The sequence below is a fragment of the Filomicrobium insigne genome (genome assembly GCF_900104305.1).
GTDB lineage: Bacteria > Pseudomonadota > Alphaproteobacteria > Rhizobiales > Hyphomicrobiaceae > Filomicrobium > Filomicrobium insigne.
Map to the genome: position 1 here is coordinate 16967 of NZ_FNJC01000001.1, position 18524 is coordinate 35490.

The window sequence follows — 18524 nt, forward strand, 5'->3', positions numbered from 1 at the left end:
CGGCGTCAACGTCATATCGTGCTCCGGCAAATGGCAGGGAAATCGGTGTTAATGTGCCGATCATGGTGTCGAACTTCAAGGTCGACGTTTCACGGCGGGACAACATAAGGGGCATGCCCTTGTGCCACTTTCGAGAAAAAAGCACCAAGACGGCAAATTCGGAAACGGCTTCTTTACCCTTATCGGGCAATTCTCATCCCGCAAGTCGAGTAGCTGCTTGCTGCGTTGGTACTCGGAGCGCCTGTCCATGGCGCCGATGTGTATCGCGCTCTGCAGCATCGTTTTAGTCGAGTTTGAGTACGAGTGCCCCCATGGCAAAACGCGTCCTTGTTGTCGATGACGACCCAGTACAGCGCCGTCTCCTTGAGGAAGTCATTAAACGCCTCGGTTATGAGACGAAGACCGCCGCATCCGGCGAACAAGCCCTATCCCTTCTTGATGACCGTGAAACGAACGCCATTGGGCTCGTTCTGCTCGATCTGGTGATGCCGGAAGTAGACGGCATGGCCGTTCTTGACCGGATGCGCGAAAAGCCAGGCATGCCGCCGGTGATCGTTCAAACGGCTCATGGTTCTATCGATGCAGCCATCAACGCCATGCGCGCCGGCGCCGTCGATTTCGTGATCAAGCCGGCAAGCCCGGAACGCCTTGAGGTTTCCATCAAGAGCGCGCTCAAGATTGAAGCCCTTTCGGGTGAAATCTCCCGGATGCGCAAGACCGTCGAGGGGACTATGACTTTCGCCGATCTGGTCATGCGTGGCGATGCCATGAACCGCGTAGTCGCACTCGGTAAGCGTGCCGCAGCTTCCAACATTCCGGTCCTCATCGAGGGGGAGTCGGGTGTCGGTAAAGAGTTGATCGCACGGGCCGTGCAGGGTGAATCCGATCGCGCAGGCAAGCCGTTCATCACGGTCAACTGCGGCGCAATTCCCGAGAACCTCGTAGAATCCGTCCTGTTCGGGCACGAAAAGGGCTCGTTCACGGGTGCCGTCGATAAGCGCATCGGTAAGTTCCAAGAAGCCGACGGCGGAACGCTGTTCCTGGATGAAGTCGGTGAGCTGCCACTTGAAGCTCAGGTCAAACTCCTCCGCGCTCTGCAAGAGGGCGAAGTTGACCCGGTCGGCAGCAAGCGTCCAGTCAAGGTGGACTTCCGCCTGATCTCGGCGACCAATCGCGACATGATCCAGCTCGTCAAGGAAGGTAAATTCCGCGAGGACCTGTATTACCGGCTCAACGTCTTCCCAATCTGGGTGCCGCCCCTGAGAGAACGTGCGGATGACATCCCCGAACTCGCCCACCACTTCCTGGCCCGGTTCGCGGCTGAAGAGGGTAAACGGGTCACCTCGATCAGCGAAGACGCGCTTCGTCTGCTCAAATCCTATTCCTGGCCGGGCAACGTGCGCCAGCTCGAAAACGCCCTGTTCCGCGCTGTCGTGTTGACGGATGGCGCTGAACTTACGGTCAGCGAGTTCCCGCAGATTGCTGCCCACGTCGAGGGCTTCAAGGTTCAACCGCCGGAAGCTCCGGCAGCACCGATCTCAACCACGCCCACTTATACGGGTCCGGCGTTGCTCGGCGCGGAGAACACGATCCCACAGACTATCGAAGTAAAGCCAGGCGCGCTCGGTATCCCGGCGATGGACCCAGGCGGCAATGTGCGGCCGCTTGATGAAATCGAAGCCGATATGATCCGCCTGGCACTCGGACGCTATCGCGGTCACATGACGGAAGTTGCTAAGCGGTTGAAGATCGGTCGCTCGACGCTCTACCGGAAAATGCAGGAATACGGACTGGAGCCCAGGGCCAACTAGGGCACTCCAAACTCCCAGAACTCTCGAAAGCCCTCTTTCGAGTTTGCCAGAAGGGCTCGGCCACCTGTGGGTTGCCGGGCCCTTTTGGCATGCATGCGCGGTCCCGTGTCGAAATTTGAGCGCAGAACAATCCATCCGTGGGCGCAGCTTCGACTATTTGCGGTCAAATTCAGCAGTAACATCCTTGCGAATGGCATTATCGCCACACGTTCTGCACGACGTTGCATCAACAGACCCATCTCTGCCCGCTTAGTCTGGCCATCGCCCCTCAGGTCAATTATTTTCCGGCGGCCTGAGATTTTGGAGATTCATAATGCGCGCCCGCCTGGTTGCCCTCAGTATTGCTACCTCAATTTTTTCACTCACGCCTGCGCTCGCCATCGAACCCAACGCACCGGAGCGGTTGATTTCGGTTGATCAGGCGGCCGGAATTTCAGCGCGTCAGATGCTGGAAAGTGGCTCAGGAGTCGCCGCGCGTGCCTATAAGTCCGACCGCGAGGCGCTGGTCGCCTTCTATACTGCGCGCGAAAGCCACCCATTATGGATCGACGGAGATCATCTCTCCTTGAAAGCCCAGGCCGTAATTGGGGAAATCAAAAAGGCCGCTGACTGGGGGCTCGATCCTGCCGAATTCACGCTGCCGGGGACAAGCGTTCAGACGAGCAGTGATACTGACAAGCGCGACACTCTCGCAGAAGCCGAAATGACGCTGTCACTTGCGGTGTTGAAGTATGCACGGCATGCGCGTGGTGGTCGGATTATGGATCCGGCGGGGGATCTGAGTTCCTACCTTGATCGTAAGCCCCAGCTTAAAGACCCGGCTGCTGTCCTCGAAGATATTGCGGCTGCATCGGAAGCAGATGCTTACCTGCGCGGGCTGCATCCTCAGCACCCGCAGTTTGCCAAGCTTCGCGCTGCGCTCTTGAAGATGCGCGGTGGTGGGGCGGAAGCTGAAGAAGAAAAGATCGTTCGCCTGCCGAGCGAAGGCCCCCTCTTGAGTGTTGGCAAACGACATCCCGATGTTGCCCTGCTTCGTCAACGCCTTGAAGTGCCCCCGCCAACAGGTGATGGCGAAGAAACCCCTGCGGAATTGTTTGACAAAGACGTCGAAGACGCGGTCGTCGCGTTCCAGCGCGAAGCAGGCATCTCCGCCGACGGTGTTGTCGGCAGCGGGACGCGTGCAGCGTTGAATGGCGATACGCCAGCGGAAATAACCGAAGCTGCGATTATCGCCAACATGGAACAGTGGCGCTGGATGCCGGAAGACCTCGGGCGCTTTTATGTGACCGTGAACCTCCCCGAGTATACGATCCGTGTGGTGCGCGACGGTGATGTCATTCACAGCGAGCGGGTCATCATCGGCGAAATCGCAAAGCAGACCCCCATATTTTCAGATGAAATGGAAACGGTGGTGTTCCACCCCTTCTGGGGCGTGCCCAATTCCATAAAGGTCAATGAGATCCTTCCTAGCCTAGCGCGCGGCGGGAACGCTATGTCCCGGCATAATTTGCGGCTTCAGTACAATGGGCGGGACGTCGATCCTAATTCCGTCGACTGGAGTCAGGCGGACATCCGTAGGTTCCATGTGTATCAGCCTCCGGGCGGTGGCAACGTGCTGGGTCAGGTGAAATTCCTGTTCCCCAATCATCACCAAGTCTACATGCACGATACGCCGACGAAGAACCTGTTCAACTCTACGCAGCGTACATTCAGCCATGGTTGCATGAGAATTCGCGATCCGCTGAAACTTGCTGGATTCATTCTCGCGGAAGACAATGGGTGGGACGAAGCAAAGGTCCAGAGCATCGTGCGTGGTGGTCCGCAGAACAATCACGTGAGCCTGGAAAAGAAGACGCCCGTGCACATGACGTACTTCACCGTTGTTGCGAACGATGATGGTAGCGTCCACGCGTTCAAGGACATTTACGGTCACGAGAAGCGCATCAAGCTTGCGCTCGCTGGCAAGTTTGACCAGATCGCACGGCATCGGGATCATCTTGCGCCGGTCACCTACGACCGCGCGAAATATGCCGGCATGAAGAAATCCTATGAGCCTGTAACTGATATCTTCAAGGCCGTGTTCGGCGGCTTCTAGGGACCCGCAGCCGTACTATTCATAGTGAGCCAGAGCCATCGCGTGCTGGAACAAATGCACGCGATGGTTTGCCATGCTCATGCCGCAACTCGCTTCTAGATTCACCCTTACGACATTTTAACGGTTCCACGTTAATCGTTAATTTGCCGGTATTCGGGAGACGACGCTTCGCCCACCGGCACAATTCCGGTGGACCTTGACTTCGCTAGGGGGCGAACGGGGGCGCGACGTCGAAAATCGACGGGGCAAATTTACTCGTGCAATTCAGCTTGAGACTGCGCGCGACTTGCTTGCTTGGCGTTCTGGCCTTAGCCGGTCTCGCAAGCACGCATCTGCTGGCTGACCGCAAGGATGAGCGGCGGATCGCGCTGTACAATATTCACACCAAGGAAACGCTCGACATCGTCTATATGCGCGATGGCAAGCGCATTCCGGAAGCCATGACCAAGATCAATTGGATGTTGCGGGATTGGCGCCGCGACGAGGCCACCAAGATGGACCCAGAGTTGATCGATATCCTCTGGGAATTAAAAACCGAACTTGGCGCCACGAAGCCGATCCACATCATCTCCGGTTACCGGTCTGAAAAAACCAACAAGATGCTTCGCCAAACTCGGGGTGGCCAGGCGAAGAAGAGCCGACACATCCTTGGCATGGCCGCGGACGTGCATTTCCCGGACGTCCCCCTGAAGAAGTTGCGTTATTCGGCGCTCGTGCGTGAAAAGGGTGGCGTGGGATATTACCCCACTTCGGCAATTCCGTTTGTACACGTCGATACTGGTCGGGTTCGGCATTGGCCGCGCATGCCGCGCTATGAACTCGCGCTCTTGTTCCCCAATGGACACTCAAAACACGTACCGGCCGACGGGCACGAGATTACAAAATCCGATGTGCAAATTGCGCGGAAGAAAGAACCTGCACTCGCGACGCAAATCGCAGCCTTTCACGATTTCCGCGCGCGGCCCCATGCCCCGGCTCCGGTGCTCGTGGCCAATGGCTGGAACGCAAACGTACAAGCTCATCAACACGATACGCCTGAGATGCCGACGCGGCCCTACCAAGTGGCATCTCTGGGTCCTATTGCGCCCCCAGCGCCGAGATTGGCAGAGCGACCCTCGCACTTTCGGTCTGGTCCTGATGAAGCCGACCGCCGGCAGCTTGCCGATCTCGTAGCGCGCGCGTCCGTCAATCCTCTGATGGGATTGTTCAGTGCGATGGGTAAAAAGGAGCCGGCGGAAGCACGCGGCATCGGGGCCGCGTTCGCACGCCCGCCAGCGAAGCCTCAGGACGAAACAGCTCGACACGCCGACAGTCGCTTTGGTTGGAGCAACGGCTGGGTGACCGCGCCGGCTTACGATGAGGAGCATCCGGACGAGTTGTTCTACCGACCCTTCCCGCTTGCTCCGTTTCTTACGGCATCAGAATCAGCAGACGATCCGGCTTTGGCTCAGATGCAGCATCCCGACGTCTCGGCGACTCTTGAGTTCGTAAGCGATGAGATCAGCGCCTTACCTATGCGCTTCACTCCCGGCGGGGGCATTGCGGAACTTCTCTGGACTCAACAGTTCACACCCGCTCCCGGTGGGTCGCCACCCACTATCGGTCGCGGCGGCCTTGAGAACAGACGTGTTCAAACCTCTATGAGATAAAGGAAGACATGCGGCGCGAGCTTGCGCCCTGGATGCATATCGGGGGGGTTTAGGCTGCCTCGTTGCCCTTGCCCTTTGGCACGAATGTCCCTGCAGCTTCCAGCAATTGCGTCGCCGACTTCTTCACGATTTCGCCGAGTTCGATGAAATCCTGCTTGCGTGGCGATGTCGCGCGCCAAACCAATCCAAGCGTCCGGCTCGGTTCGGGTTCGACGAAGCGCATCAGCTTAAGTGAGCGCCCGCGCGTTTCAATGCCAAGGCTAATCTCAGGGAGCAGCGTGATGCCATATCCGGCGGCGACCAGTTCAACAATTGTGGCCAGACTGGAAGCTCCAAAAGTATTGATCTTCCGGACTTGCTGCAGGTTACAGTAGGTCAGTGCCTGATCACGAAGGCAATGCCCTTCCTCCAGCAACAAGAGACGCTGCTGTTCGACGAAGTCTGGCGTAGCACGCACGCGCCCTGACAGCTCGCGGCCCGCAGGCAGCGCCAGGACGAACCGATCTTCGACCAAATCCATCGTCTCGATATCAGCATGCTTGACGGGTAATGCGAGCAGCAAAACGTCGAGTTTGCCGTCGACGAGTTCCTGCAAAAGCGTGTGTGTCTGCGTCTCGCGGACTGCCAAAGTCAGGTCGGGATAGCTCTCGCGCAAAGCCGGCAAGACGGGCGGCAACAAATACGGCGCCACGGAGGGGATCACCCCCAATCTCAATTCACCGGTAAGCACTTGATCGCCGTGTTGTGCCACCTCAATGAGTTCGCGAGTATCCGCGAGAATCCGTGCAGCGCGCGCGGCGATTTCAACGCCGTGTTTGGTGAGCTGAACACCTGATCTCGTCCGCTCAAGAAGCGTGAGGCCAAGATTATTCTCAAGCTCCTGAATCTGCATGGAGAGCGCAGGTTGGGTGACGGAACATGCCTCAGCGGCGCGCCCGAAATGCAGCTCGCGCGCCAACGCATCGAAGTAGCGCAACTGTTTCAAGGTGATGTTGATCATAAGCCAACCTGATAGCCTCGGCCACAACTTCATATTAGAACTTATCTAAACAAGTGTCTAGTTTGAAGGCGTTCTAACTTGAGAGGTAGTCATGACCAAAAAGACCCTAACGACCTCCGCTGGCGCGCCAGTGGCGGACAATCAAAATTCCATGACTGCTGGTGCACGTGGCCCGGTGCTGCTGCAGGACTACCAGCTTATTGAAAAGCTTGCGCATCAGAACCGGGAGCGGATTCCTGAGCGCGTCGTGCACGCCAAGGGTTGGGGGGCCCATGGTACGCTCACAGTCACGCACGATATTTCCAAGTACACGCGCGCCAAGCTGTTCTCGAAGGTCGGACAAAAAACCCCGATGATTGCCCGCTTCTCAACGGTTGCCGGTGAGTTGGGCGCGGCAGACGCCGAGCGCGACGTTCGCGGTTTTGCCCTGAAATTTTACACAGAGGAAGGTAACTGGGACCTCGTCGGCAACAACACGCCTGTCTTCTTCGTCCGTGACCCGTTGAAGTTCCCTGACTTCATCCACACGCAGAAACGCCACCCCAAAACCAACCTCCGGTCACCCACCGCCATGTGGGATTTCTGGTCGTTGTCACCCGAAAGCCTTCATCAGGTGACGATCCTGATGTCGGACCGCGGTATCCCAGTCGCTCCGATGTACATGAACGGTTACGGCAGCCATACCTACAGCTTCTGGAACAATGACGGCGAACGATTCTGGGTGAAGTTCCACTTCAAGACCCTGCAGGGCCACAAGCACTACACCAACGCTGAAGCTGAAGCTCTGATCGGTAAAACCCGCGAGAGCTATCAGGAGGAACTGTTCGGCGCCATCGAGCGCGGCGAGTTCCCGAAGTGGCGCGTGTGCGTGCAGATCATGCCGGAAACGGATGCTGAGAAGACGTCCTACAATCCGTTTGACCTGACCAAGGTCTGGCCGCACGGGGACTATCCGCTCATTGAGGTTGGTGAACTCGAACTCAACCGGAACGCAGATAACTATTTCGCGGAGATCGAAATGGCAGCGTTCTCGCCTTCGAACGTCGTTCCGGGCATTTCGTATTCCCCAGATAAGATGCTGCAGGCGCGAATCTTCTCGTATGCGGACGCGCACCGCTACCGTCTTGGTACGCACTACGAGGCGCTTCCGGTCAACGCTCCGAAGTGCCCGGTTCACCACTATCACAAGGATGGGGCGATGCGCTTCTTCCCCAATGATACGGGCAATCCGGACGTCTACTACGAGCCGAACAGCTTCAACGGTCCAACGGAAGATCCTTCCGTGAATGAACCGCCGCTCAAGATCTCTGGCGATGGCGACCGTTATAATCACCGCATCGGCAATGATGACTTCTCGCAGCCACGCGCGCTGTTCGAACTCTTCGATGCCGGTCAGCGCGCACGTCTATTCAGCAACATCGCAGCTGCGATGGGCGGCGTTCCACCAGTCATCAAGGAGCGGCAGTGCCGCCTCTTCGACCAAATCCATCCTGAATACGGTGCAGGCGTACGGAAGGCGCTTGAAGCCGCTGGCGAAGGGTATGATCCCAACGCTATTCCTGTGACGGACGCCACGCCACAGGAAGCCGCAGAGTAATCTGAGGCTTATGGCTTAGAATTATGGGGCGCTCCAACTGTTGGTTGGGGTGCCCTAATTCTTTTTGCCGCTGCTACGCCATGTCAGCCGCAAACGGCCCGCACAGACGCTCACCGGCTGGACTATTTTCCCAGCGGTCGCACCTGTTGCAGGCGGAAATCGGTTTGGTCGCGGAAGCTGAACCGAATCAGGCTCAGGCCGCGGGCACCCGGCCTATTCGGCGGCCATCAAGGCGTCTACAGCTTCATCGGAAGGCAACTCATCGAGCATTCCTAGAGCATGCATGTAGACTTCGAGGATGCCATCCTCTTCCTGGCGCTCGGTCTTCGATTTCTTACGCAGAGATATAATCTTGCGCATTGCTTTGACATCGAACCCCGTCGCCTTGGCCTCTAGGAACTTGTCCTTGATGTCGCCAGCGATGGCCTTTTTCTCTTCTTCAAGCCGCTCGATCTGTTCGATGAACTGGCGCAATTGCGCCTGCGACGACGCTTGCAGCGTTGTCATGGCTCAAACCCCACTGAATGCTTAAACGATGAACGCGATGTACTGGAGGTCAATGCACCGCCCCGCCGAAGCGGCACGGTGCTTGCTGCCAAAAACCCTCTCTTCTGGCGCATGACTTCACGCTAACGGGGGCTGGCGGCGCTATCAAGGCACAGTTGAAAACCATCCAAAGGTTTCGAGGGGTCCAGAATAAAATCAGTGGTCCTTCGGGCGGTTTTGCTCGAAAGCGGCCTTCTGGTCTGAAGAGGCCTCAATTTGATGTTTGGCCTGCCACTGCTTGTAGGGTTCGCCGTAGATGATCTCTCGCGCCTCGTCCTTACTCAACGTAATCCCGTGATTGCTTGCCGCCTCCATATACCAATTGGACAGGCAGTTACGGCAAAAGCCAGCAAGGTTCATGAGATCGATATTCTGGACATCGGCGCGTGTGCGGAGATGGCTGACCAAGCGGCGAAATGCAGCAGCTTCCAGCTCGGTGCGGGTTTTGTCGTCGAATTCTTGCGAGCGGTCGGTCATTAATCCGTTTTCCTTGTTATGATTTCGCACTTCTAGATATGGTTATGGTGCTTGCTGGATATCAGGATAACGAGGGTGCGGCCTGCGGCCAAGACGCGGACAGTGGCGGAGCGACTTGACGGCCTCGCGCCGATCCCGCAAACCAGCCCGGCAATTCGACTAAACGCTAACACGAAGGACCGCCCATGGCCGCCAGTCCCGTCCGCGACACGCGGGCGTTTCTCATGCAGCTGTTCGATATCGCCGTTAAGGCCGCGCATCCACATGCTTGCGTTCCACCACATCTTCCAGAAGTTCCTGAAGGCGGCCGCATCATAGTTGTAGGAGCTGGCAAAGCCGCTGCCGCCATGGCGCAAGCCACGGAACGGCATTACGAGGCCAAGGGACAGATCGATCGCGTCAGTGGTTTTGTTGTAACGCGGCACGGGTACGGCCTACCCACGAATGCCATCGAAGTTGTCGAAGCTGGACACCCGGTACCTGACGCCAACAGCGTAGCCGGCGCCAAGCGCGCCATGGAGCTGGCAAAGAGTGCCGGGCCGAACGATCTCGTGTTGTGTCTGCTTTCCGGCGGCGCCTCTGCACTCTGGTCGGCTCCTGTCGATGGAATCGATTTCGAAGCCAAGCAAATGCTGACAAAGCAGCTCTTGGCCTCGGGGGCCCGGATTTCAGAAATCAACTGCGTCCGTAAGCACCTCTCGCGCATCAAGGGCGGACGACTTGCCGCTGCAGCCTATCCAGCACGTTTCATCACGCTGGCCATCTCCGACGTTCCCAAGGACGATCCGGACGCTATCGGTTCGGGGCCGACTGTCGCGGACAAGACCACCCTGGCTCAGGCAAGGGCGGTTATCGAACATTATCGGATTACGCCGTCCCCTCAGGTCATGGCGGCGTTAAACGATCCTGCCAATGAAACACCCAAGCCAAACGACGAGGCATTGTCGCGCTCGGAATACATTCTTGTGGCGGCTCCCAAGGCTTCGCTAGAAGCAGCCGCAGCCCTTGCGCGTGACCAGGGATTCCGCGTCGATATCCTTGGCGACTCGCTGGAAGGCGAGGCACGCGACGTCGCGCGTTTTCACGCGGAAATGGCTATGGATGCGAAACGCCGTGGCGAACGCCTAGCGCTCATGTCGGGTGGCGAACTGACGGTCACGGTACGGGGCAACGGTAAAGGCGGGCCCAACCAAGAATATGCTCTGGGGTTGGCCGCCGCCCTCAATGGCGCAGAAGGAATAGCCGGCCTCGCGGCAGATACCGATGGCACTGACGGTGGCGTCGGCTCAGCAGATGACCCGGCGGGTGCCCTGGTTTTGCCCGATATTCTAGCACGCGCTAAAGCGAAAGACCTCGATCCGGTCACCTTTCTGCAGAACAACGACTCTACAGGCTTCTTTCGCACGACCGACGATCTCATTTTGTGCGGCCCGACCCAGACGAACGTGAACGATTTTCGCGTGATACTTGTCGAGCCCTGAGACCGGCGCGGCTGCGACCTGCCTTTTACTCCGCCGCTTTGCGGCGGAGACAGCGCTTTTCGATTGGTGTCCGCGGGGACCTATGACTGTGTCATATGAGGGATCGGTCCGTTTTCGTGTGCCGCGCTCTGCGCGATGGCTGGTGATCTTAGCTGTTGCCATGGTGGCCCTTGGCAGCATAAGCAGCGCAGCGCGCGCGGATCTCAAACTCTGTAACGGGACAACGAGCCGCGTAGGCGTTGCTGTCGGCTACCAAGATGACACGGGCTGGACCACCGAAGGATGGTGGAACATAGCGTCGCAAACATGTGAGACACTGCTCAGAGGTGCAGTGCCGAGCCGCTTTGTGTATGTGCATGCGGTCGACTACGATCGCGGTGGCGCTTGGGTCGGCAAGCACTTCATGTGTACGCACGACAAATCGTTTGCGATTCGCGGCGTGCAGAATTGTCGTAGCCGAGGCTACAAGCGGACAGGATTCTTTGAGGTGGACACCGGAGAGGCAAAAGAATGGACGATCCGTCTGGCCGATCCGGAAGCGGAGGGGGAATGAGGCGCAATAGACGTGTAAAGCTGGTTGCCACTGTAGGACCGGCGTCTTCATCACCGCAAATGCTTGAAAAGCTATTTCAGGCCGGCGTCGATGTCTTTCGTATCAACATGAGCCATGCCAGCCATGAGTTGGCGCGCGAGCTGCATCTGCGGATTCGCGAACTATCGGCAAAACACAGCTTCCCAATAGGTATTCTTGCCGACTTACAGGGTCCCAAGTTCCGCCTAGGCGCTTTCCAAGATGAACGCGTGAAGCTGGAGCCAGGCTCAACATTCACATTTCTGCGCTACGAGAGCCCCGGGAAGGCGGATCAGGTCTACCTGCCGCATCCTCAGATTTTCGAAGCTGTCGAAGCCGGACACACGCTGCTCCTAGACGACGGCAAACTCAGGATGCGCGTCGACAAAGCCAGCGACGACAAAATCGTCGCGGAAGTGCTTGTCGGCGGCATGCTGGCCAGCCGTAAAGGCATTTCTCTTCCTGATACGCTTCTCCCTGTCGGTCCGCTGACGGACAAAGATCGTCTGGATCTCGATTTTGCTTTGCAGCTTGGTGTCGATTGGGTGGCATTGTCGTTCGTGCAACGCGGTGTCGATGTCGAGGAAGCAAACGAGATCGTCGCCGGGCGCGCTTCGGTCATGGTCAAAGTCGAGAAGCCTCAGGCCATCGACGACCTCAACGCTATCATCGCTGCCGCTGACGGCTTCATGGTGGCCCGTGGCGATCTCGGCGTCGAGATGCCGATCGAGAAGGTACCCGGCCTGCAGAAGAAGATCACCCGCAAGGCTCGCGCCGCGGGTAAGCCCGTCGTAATCGCGACGCAGATGCTGGAGAGCATGATCTCCTCGCCGGTCCCAACGCGTGCCGAGGTGTCCGACGTGGCAACGGCCGTGTTCGAGGGCGCAGATGCCGTCATGCTCTCGGCGGAGTCTGCCGTCGGCAAGTACCCTGTCGAAGCAATCGAGATGATGAATCGGATTGCCGTCGAGGTCGAAAACGATAAGGGCTATCAGGCGATCCTGTACGCTTGGCAAACCGAACCACAGCCAACAGCGGCGGACGCCATCGCTGCGGCCGCACACGCCATCGCCAACACGGTGCAGCTCGCAGCGATCGTCTGCTACACCGCAACGGGCTCGACAGCCCGGCGGGTCGCGCGCGAACGGCCGAATTTGCCGGTGATCGCATTGACGCCTGTGCCAGAAACGGCGCATCAGCTATCCGTCGTTTGGGGGCTGCACTCCATTGTGCTCGATGCTGATCCGGATACGACGTCAGACATGACGCGCAAGGCGTGTCAGATCGCATTCAGTCAGGGCTTTGCAAAGCCTGGAGAAGGTGTGCTGATCACGGGCGGCGTACCGCTGGGGACGCCGGGCACCACGAACATGATCCGCATCGCATACATCAATGAGGATGGTGAGCCGATGGCTAAAGGGTAATCCCTTGCACGCGTCCTAATCGGCGACATGAATGCGGCCGTGGAGATGGAAGCTCCCACGGCCGCATTTTCTTTCAGTGGAGACTAACGGGGCGCCCGCTTAAATTCCCTGCCCCTCGACTTCACGCTCAAGCTCTTTCACAGCATCACTGGCACCGGGCCAGTAGGGATTGATGCTCATAATCTGACGATAGGCCTGCAAGGCCTGCTTATCTCGATCCAGTTCCCGAAGAATCTGGGCGAGCCCATCAAGCGCCTTGTAGTGGTTGGGATCCAAAGCCAGCACCCGGCGCAAGTCTCCCAGCGCTCGCATGTAATCGTTGTTGGCGTAATAGACGATGGCGCGCCGATTCCACCCTTCCGCATAGTCCGGAGCCAAATCCACAACCGCGTCGAGCAGCTTCAAGGCAAGGCCGCTGTTCTTTTCCGCCATCGCCTTTACGGAACGATCCATGAGCACGGCGATGGTATCGCTGTAGGACAGCGACCATACCTGTTCGATGGTTTCGGTTATCATCGAGGCCGACTGCGCATCCGGCGCGGCTGCCAAATGGGCGTAGAGGTTTGCTAAAACCTTCGCGCGGTCAGCCGGCGTCTTTGGCAGCCCTTCACGGACCTGCTTGAAATAAGGCTTCTCAGCTTTGGGCTGATCTTGCGCGAGCTCCTGCGCCGAGGCTGTAACGCCTGAAAAGGCGAGCAGGATCACCGCGAAGAATGTGGAGGTTTTGATATGCATCCCGCCACGATAGGCTTGCACCATGCGCGATGTCAAAGCTGATATTTCAGCCTTAATCGCGCCGGCTTCTCGCCAGCGTATACGCGAAATCTAGCTCGCGCGACATGCAGGAGATCAGTGGCTTAGCCCTGACGCGCCTTGAACCGACGCTGCGTCTTGTTGATCACGTAAAGCTTACCCTTACGGCGAACAAGACGGTTGTCGCGATGACGCGAGCGAAGCGATTTCAGAGAATTGCGGACCTTCATGGTGACACCGGTATATTTATAAAAGCTGCTCTTCGATATGGCCTTACTACGGGGCCATCAGGAAAGGACCGCCGCACCGATACATCAACCGATGCGGTGTAGTCAGCCGCGCGCCCTTTCGAAAGATTGCGCGACCCTATTCATCCCAGCGCATATGTCAACAGTGGCAATGCTTTCCGGACGGCTGTTACCGCCTCGGTTGCTTCGTGCCGCCCTACTGTTGGCCGCGGTTGGGATGGTGGGCACTAGAGGGATCGAACCTCTGACCCCTACCATGTCAAGGTAGTGCTCTACCGCTGAGCTAAGTGCCCGTTGGCGCTCGGCGCCTGAGGAAGGCCTCCTATATCGACATTGCGGCCGGGAGGCAAGCCAATCATAGACATTTCGATGGCGGCAAATAGATCTGAGATCGCAGCCGAAGAAAGATCAAGCCTCCAACAGCGTCTCGACCTGCGTGACCAGGTCTTTGAGATGAAACGGCTTGGAGAGGACGCGGGCATCCTCAAGCGCATCCGCTGCATTATTCAGCGTGACGGCAGCAAAGCCCGTGATGAACATAATTTTTAGGTCGGGATCCAGTTCACTGGCACGGCGGGCCAGCTCGATCCCATCCATGTGCGGCATCACGATATCGGTCAGCAGCAGAGAGAATGGCTCTTCCTTCAAACGCTCATACGCCTCGGCGCCGTTTGCGAATGAGGCGACGTCGTAGCCGGCTTTCGTCAATGCGCGTTCGAGAAAGCCCCGCATAGAGTCATCGTCTTCAGCGAGAAGAATGCGGCTCAGGGGAAGGCGCGATGGCTTGGCGGTCATGTTCGATTTTACCAGACTAATCTGCTACGTTTGTAAGGCATCCGATGCTCGGACAGGCGACAGTCCATACCCGCCATCGGTCGAAATTACGGCCACGCAGCTCGCATTTTTCCCGGCATCGGGAAATGTCCACAGCGTCTCGCATTCAGAACCAATAGCGCGTTACCTGCCAACTTGTCGCGAGTTTGGTAAAGGTAAGGTTGAGGCGGAGACACTTCCGCGACGAGCGTGGCACGGTAAAGACACTTGAACGTGCATAGCTTTGCCCAGCGGGCTCAACGAGCATAGACATACCGCAATGGCGTTGGCAGAGTGTGGGCGGCCGCAACCCGCCACCCTGCTTCAATCGAACAACACGGAATTACGCCTACGATGCCCGCAAACGAACGGAACGCAATTCTGGCCGAATTGACGCCTGCATTCACTATTGATCCGCCGCAGGAACTGAATTCGCCGTTCGTATTTTGCTCACCGCACTCGGGGCGCGTGTATCCGCGCAACTTCCTGCGGCAGTCGCGGCTCAGCCCTCACGCATTACGCAAGTCCGAAGATTACTATGTCGATGAGTTGTTTGCTGGGGTCCCCCGGCATGGTGCGCCGCTGATCGCTGCGCGGTTCCCGCGTGCGTATCTGGACGTTAACCGTGAGCCGTATGAGCTTGATCCGTACCTGTTTACCGAACCCGTACCCGATTATGCCAACTGCCAGTCAACACGGGTTGTCGGCGGGCTGGGCACTATCGCACGTATCGTCGCTGACGGCGAAGAGATCTATGCACAGCGGATGTCGCTCGCCGCAGGGCTTGAGCGGATCGAAAGATTGTACAAGCCATTTCACCGTGCATTGAACGGCCTTATCGACGATGCGCGGGAAAAGTTTGGGCACTCAATCCTGATTGATTGCCATTCAATGCCGTCTTCTTCGATGACAGCCGTCTCTGGACGCCGACCGGACATCGTTCTTGGCGACCGCTTTGGCGCGTCTTGTGACGGTCGTATCACGGCCTTTACCAAGGAAACATTTGCCAACCTTGGGTATAACGTACAGATCAATCGGCCTTATGCCGGCGGGTTCATTACCGAACACTACGGCCAACCGTTGCAGCGCTCTCATGCGTTGCAGATAGAGATCAATCGCGGCCTTTATTGCGACGAGGCGAAGCTATCGCCCACGAGCGGATTCGAAGCCTTGCGTCGGGATCTCGAGGTGGTGACGTCGCGGCTTCTCTTTGCGTTGCCGCTCCTGCTCGAAAGCCGGCAGGCGGCCGAATAACTGCACCGCGGCAATAATATGCTGCAGCGCAACATCAGAACTCAGACGGCACGCATAAGTCTGCCTACGCCAGCGCGTTGGCATACCAGCGAGCAGTAATTTTCTGAAATCACCCGGGTTTAGTGCGCTTTGTCGGCTTTGGGTTGCGCCGTAGCGTCGATGTCCGCCCCAAAAAGAAAAGGGGCCGCTCGAAAACGAACGGCCCAAGTCTAGGGAGGAAACGCCCAAGGAGGGCTGCGGCATCGAGAGCATATGTCATCGATGTCGCATTGCACAAATAGCGCTGCACCGCACAACAATCAAGCGCCTTTTTTGCATTGCTGCCCTGCGGAGCGCGGGCATCTCGTGACCGGTAAAGCTCATCAATGAACCGCAGTGTCACGAAACGCCTTGAGCGCTTTGAGATATGGGGCGTTTTTGAACGTCTGCAAGGTGCTAGCTATCGCTGCCGAGCTCGATCGCTGACGATAAAGTCGGGCCGAATTGCCGCAGGCTGAAATTTATAAGGTTTAAGAAGTGATCAGCTTCCGCCTACGCGATCCAAGCCAATTAAACAGGCTATACGCAGCGTAAAAGGGGCCGTGCGACGCCGCAGCGGCCCAAGTCTAGGGAGGAAGCACCCGAAGCGGGCAAAAACGGCAGATGCGAAAAAGTTCAGCTTGCCGTTGCATGCTGTTATGCGCTTATTCGTGGGATCGCGCAATTCGGTCATTCCATCTTTGCCTAACACGCAGGATTTCGTTGCCGTTGAGCCACTCCGCCGTTGCGTATGAGCAAATCCGATCATCCTCGTGACTTTCGTAGACTTTCCGGCTACGCAAGCACCGATGTAGCGCCTAATCCGCTTTCACCTCCTCTAGCTTCATCCACAGGTACTTTATCGCTGTGCCCATAACAACACACTCTACTGCACCCTCCCCAGATGAATTTCTGGAATTACTAGCCTGTGCGCATAGCCTTGCGGACCTCGCTGCTCCGCTCACCCTCCAGTATTTCCGTACCCCTATGTCGATCGACAACAAGGCGAGCGAGAGCGATTTTGACCCTGTGACGGCCGCCGATCGGGCAGCGGAAGAGGTGATGCGCCAGGAAATCTCCCGGCGCTTTGCGAGCCACGGGGTTATCGGAGAAGAGTTTGCCGACACAGGCATCGAGGCGCGATTTCGCTGGGTTATAGATCCGATCGATGGCACCCGCGCCTTCATTATGGGTTGGCCAATGTGGGGCATGCTGATCGGACTTATGCATGACGACATGCCCTACCTGGGCCTCATGGATCAGCCGTTCACCAAAGAACGCTTTTGGTCCACGAAGGACGCGGCACACTTTCGCTATGGCGACGGGACGACCGGCGAACTGAGAACGAGGGCCTGCGGCGGACTGGGAACCGCAGTACTCTCCACCACGCACCCAGACCTGTTCGCCCCCGGAGAAGAGGCCGATGGTTTTGGACGGATCAAGTCTGAAGTCCGCATGACTCGTTTCGGGGGAGACTGCTACGCCTATGCGATGCTGGCGGCAGGTCATTGCGATCTCGTTGTCGAGGCGGGGCTGAAACCGCACGATATCGCCGCACTTATTCCGATCATAGAAAGGGCCGGCGGGGTGATCACGACGTGGGCGGGTGATCCAGCCAGCAACGGCGGCAACATTGTCGCTGCCGGAGATGCAAAAGTGCATGCAGAAGCCGTGGCCCTATTGTCGCGCTGACCGCTCCAACGCTGGGCTCTGGATGCAACGCCACGTGGCTCACACAAACTCCATGTCATAAGGTGGCGCTCGGCGATCCCGAATCACAGCGTGGCAATCCGCGAGGGCAGGATGGAGCTTAAGTCCCAAGCAAAGAACCCGGTCCCAAGCGGTCCCGTCGTCGGCGCCTTTCGGGGATATGACGGACAGCCCCTGCGCTTTGCCCGCTGGGACGCAACCCAAGGGCCGCGACGTGGCACTGTTTGCCTATTCCATGGCCGTAGCGAATTCATAGAGAAGTACTTCGAGACGGTTGCCGATCTCCGGCGCCGCGGCTTTGCCGTCGCGACCTTCGATTGGCGTGGCCAAGGCGCTTCCTATCGCAGCCTCGACAATTTCAGGAAGGGCCATATCAACGACTTTTCCGAATATGAAAGAGATGTTCTGCGGTTCATGAAGGATGTTGTGCTGCCGGACTGTCCACCGCCTTACATCGCGTTGGCTCATTCCATGGGTGGCAACGTCATGATGCGTATGGCGAGCATGCAGGGTTCGTGGTTCGAGCGGATGGTCCTTGCCGCGCCCATGATTGCCATTTCAGAGGAAGAACTACGCCACAGGCGCCGATTGGTACGCCTTTATGCCGAACTCAGCGTGCTGGCTGGCCTTTCGACATCATATATCTACGGCGGCAGCGACGCGATCGTCGGAACGGAGAGGTTTGAAGGCAATCCGCTGACCTCGGACCGGGAGCGGTGGTCGCGCAACAAAGCTATCATCCAAGTTGCTCCGCAGCTTGGGCTCGGCTCTCCCACCAACGGCTGGCTGCGCGCTGCTTTGCGCTCTTGCGCCAAAATCTCCAACCCAGATTACATTCGGCGGATTAATCTTCCGATTTTGATGTTTGCGGCCGGTGAAGACACCGTTGTCTCAACTCGGGCTATCGAGGAGCTTGGCGTGCGGCTGAAGATGGGCAGCCATATTCTCATTGCCGGATCACGTCATGAGATTTTGCAGGAGCAAGACCGCTTCCGTCAGAAATTCTGGGCTGCCTTTGATGCATATCTTGGAGTGGCGAGCGCCGCTGCCTGATAGCGCAGCGCTCGCCACTCATGA

16 protein-coding genes and 1 tRNA gene are annotated in these 18524 nt (G+C 57.7%); 10 read left to right on the plus strand and 7 right to left on the minus strand.

Going from position 1 to position 18524, the window contains the following annotated elements; genetic code table 11:
- Window positions 1-311: 311 nt before the first annotated feature.
- The 3 genes from BLS30_RS00090 (at window position 312) to BLS30_RS00100 (ending at window position 5555) form a co-directional block, all read left to right on the plus strand.
- Complete coding sequence (locus tag BLS30_RS00090; protein ID WP_046478291.1) at window positions 312-1811, plus strand: sigma-54-dependent transcriptional regulator; 1500 nt, start codon at window positions 312-314, stop codon at window positions 1809-1811.
- Between the two features lie 313 nt (window positions 1812-2124).
- Window positions 2125-3906 (plus strand): L,D-transpeptidase family protein, encoded by a 1782-nt coding sequence (locus tag BLS30_RS00095; protein WP_090225765.1) that lies wholly within the window; start codon window positions 2125-2127, stop codon window positions 3904-3906.
- A 257-nt stretch (window positions 3907-4163) separates the two neighbouring features.
- Window positions 4164-5555, plus strand: a complete 1392-nt coding sequence (locus BLS30_RS00100) for a peptidoglycan L,D-endopeptidase MepK (RefSeq protein ID WP_170832374.1) — start codon at window positions 4164-4166, stop codon at window positions 5553-5555.
- A 49-nt stretch (window positions 5556-5604) separates the two neighbouring features.
- On the opposite strand, the gene BLS30_RS00105 is transcribed toward BLS30_RS00100, so the two are convergent.
- The gene (locus BLS30_RS00105; RefSeq protein WP_046478290.1) at window positions 5605-6555 is read right to left on the minus strand and encodes a hydrogen peroxide-inducible genes activator; all 951 of its coding nucleotides are present in this window, start codon (window positions 6553-6555) and stop codon (window positions 5605-5607) included.
- 91 nt (window positions 6556-6646) lie between these two features.
- On the opposite strand from BLS30_RS00105, the gene BLS30_RS00110 reads away from it, so the two are divergent.
- Window positions 6647-8152 (plus strand): catalase, encoded by a 1506-nt coding sequence (locus tag BLS30_RS00110; protein ID WP_046478289.1) that lies wholly within the window; start codon window positions 6647-6649, stop codon window positions 8150-8152.
- A gap of 213 nt (window positions 8153-8365) precedes the next feature.
- Here the strand turns inward: BLS30_RS00110 and BLS30_RS00115 are convergent, their stop codons facing one another.
- Together BLS30_RS00115 and BLS30_RS00120 are read right to left on the minus strand one after the other, a co-directional pair.
- Window positions 8366-8659 carry a DUF2312 domain-containing protein gene (locus BLS30_RS00115; protein ID WP_046478288.1) on the minus strand — a complete coding sequence of 98 codons (294 nt, stop codon included), beginning with the start codon at window positions 8657-8659 and terminating at the stop codon, window positions 8366-8368.
- Between the two features lie 195 nt (window positions 8660-8854).
- Window positions 8855-9175 (minus strand): DUF1244 domain-containing protein, encoded by a 321-nt coding sequence (locus tag BLS30_RS00120; protein WP_046478287.1) that lies wholly within the window; start codon window positions 9173-9175, stop codon window positions 8855-8857.
- A 185-nt stretch (window positions 9176-9360) separates the two neighbouring features.
- Between BLS30_RS00120 and BLS30_RS00125 the strand changes: the two genes are divergently transcribed.
- From BLS30_RS00125 to pyk, 3 genes are all read left to right on the plus strand, one after another.
- Window positions 9361-10656, plus strand: coding sequence for a glycerate kinase type-2 family protein (locus BLS30_RS00125; RefSeq protein ID WP_090225771.1), 1296 nt, complete (start codon window positions 9361-9363; stop codon window positions 10654-10656).
- An 82-nt stretch (window positions 10657-10738) separates the two neighbouring features.
- On the plus strand, window positions 10739-11209 hold the full coding sequence (locus BLS30_RS00130; protein ID WP_046478285.1) for a DUF1036 domain-containing protein: 471 nt from the start codon (window positions 10739-10741) through the stop codon (window positions 11207-11209).
- Window positions 11206-12651, plus strand: coding sequence for a pyruvate kinase (pyk, locus tag BLS30_RS00135; RefSeq protein WP_046478284.1), 1446 nt, complete (start codon window positions 11206-11208; stop codon window positions 12649-12651). The genes BLS30_RS00130 and pyk overlap by 4 nt, the downstream gene beginning before the upstream one ends.
- 99 nt (window positions 12652-12750) lie before the next feature.
- Here pyk and BLS30_RS00140 read toward each other — a convergent pair whose 3' ends face one another.
- The 4 genes from BLS30_RS00140 to cpdR form a co-directional block, all read right to left on the minus strand.
- Window positions 12751-13410, minus strand: a complete 660-nt coding sequence (locus BLS30_RS00140; RefSeq protein WP_090225775.1) for a tetratricopeptide repeat protein — start codon at window positions 13408-13410, stop codon at window positions 12751-12753.
- Window positions 13411-13508: 98 nt separating this feature from the next.
- On the minus strand, window positions 13509-13634 hold the full coding sequence (ykgO, locus tag BLS30_RS00145) for a type B 50S ribosomal protein L36 (RefSeq protein ID WP_076605315.1): 126 nt from the start codon (window positions 13632-13634) through the stop codon (window positions 13509-13511).
- Window positions 13635-13870: 236 nt separating this feature from the next.
- Window positions 13871-13945: transfer RNA gene (locus tag BLS30_RS00150), tRNA-Val, on the minus strand.
- A gap of 115 nt (window positions 13946-14060) precedes the next feature.
- Window positions 14061-14420 carry a cell cycle two-component system response regulator CpdR gene (gene cpdR / locus BLS30_RS00155; protein ID WP_046480271.1) on the minus strand — a complete coding sequence of 120 codons (360 nt, stop codon included), beginning with the start codon at window positions 14418-14420 and terminating at the stop codon, window positions 14061-14063.
- A 399-nt stretch (window positions 14421-14819) separates the two neighbouring features.
- Between cpdR and BLS30_RS00160 the strand changes: the two genes are divergently transcribed.
- The 3 genes from BLS30_RS00160 (at window position 14820) to BLS30_RS00175 (ending at window position 18500) form a co-directional block, all read left to right on the plus strand.
- Window positions 14820-15719 (plus strand): N-formylglutamate amidohydrolase, encoded by a 900-nt coding sequence (locus tag BLS30_RS00160; protein ID WP_052743858.1) that lies wholly within the window; start codon window positions 14820-14822, stop codon window positions 15717-15719.
- An 885-nt stretch (window positions 15720-16604) separates the two neighbouring features.
- Window positions 16605-17429: a histidinol-phosphatase gene (hisN, locus tag BLS30_RS00170; RefSeq protein ID WP_244464899.1), complete on the plus strand. Its 825-nt coding sequence runs from the start codon at window positions 16605-16607 to the stop codon at window positions 17427-17429.
- Window positions 17430-17540: 111 nt separating this feature from the next.
- Window positions 17541-18500 (plus strand): alpha/beta hydrolase, encoded by a 960-nt coding sequence (locus BLS30_RS00175; RefSeq protein ID WP_090225787.1) that lies wholly within the window; start codon window positions 17541-17543, stop codon window positions 18498-18500.
- Window positions 18501-18524: the final 24 nt, after the last annotated feature.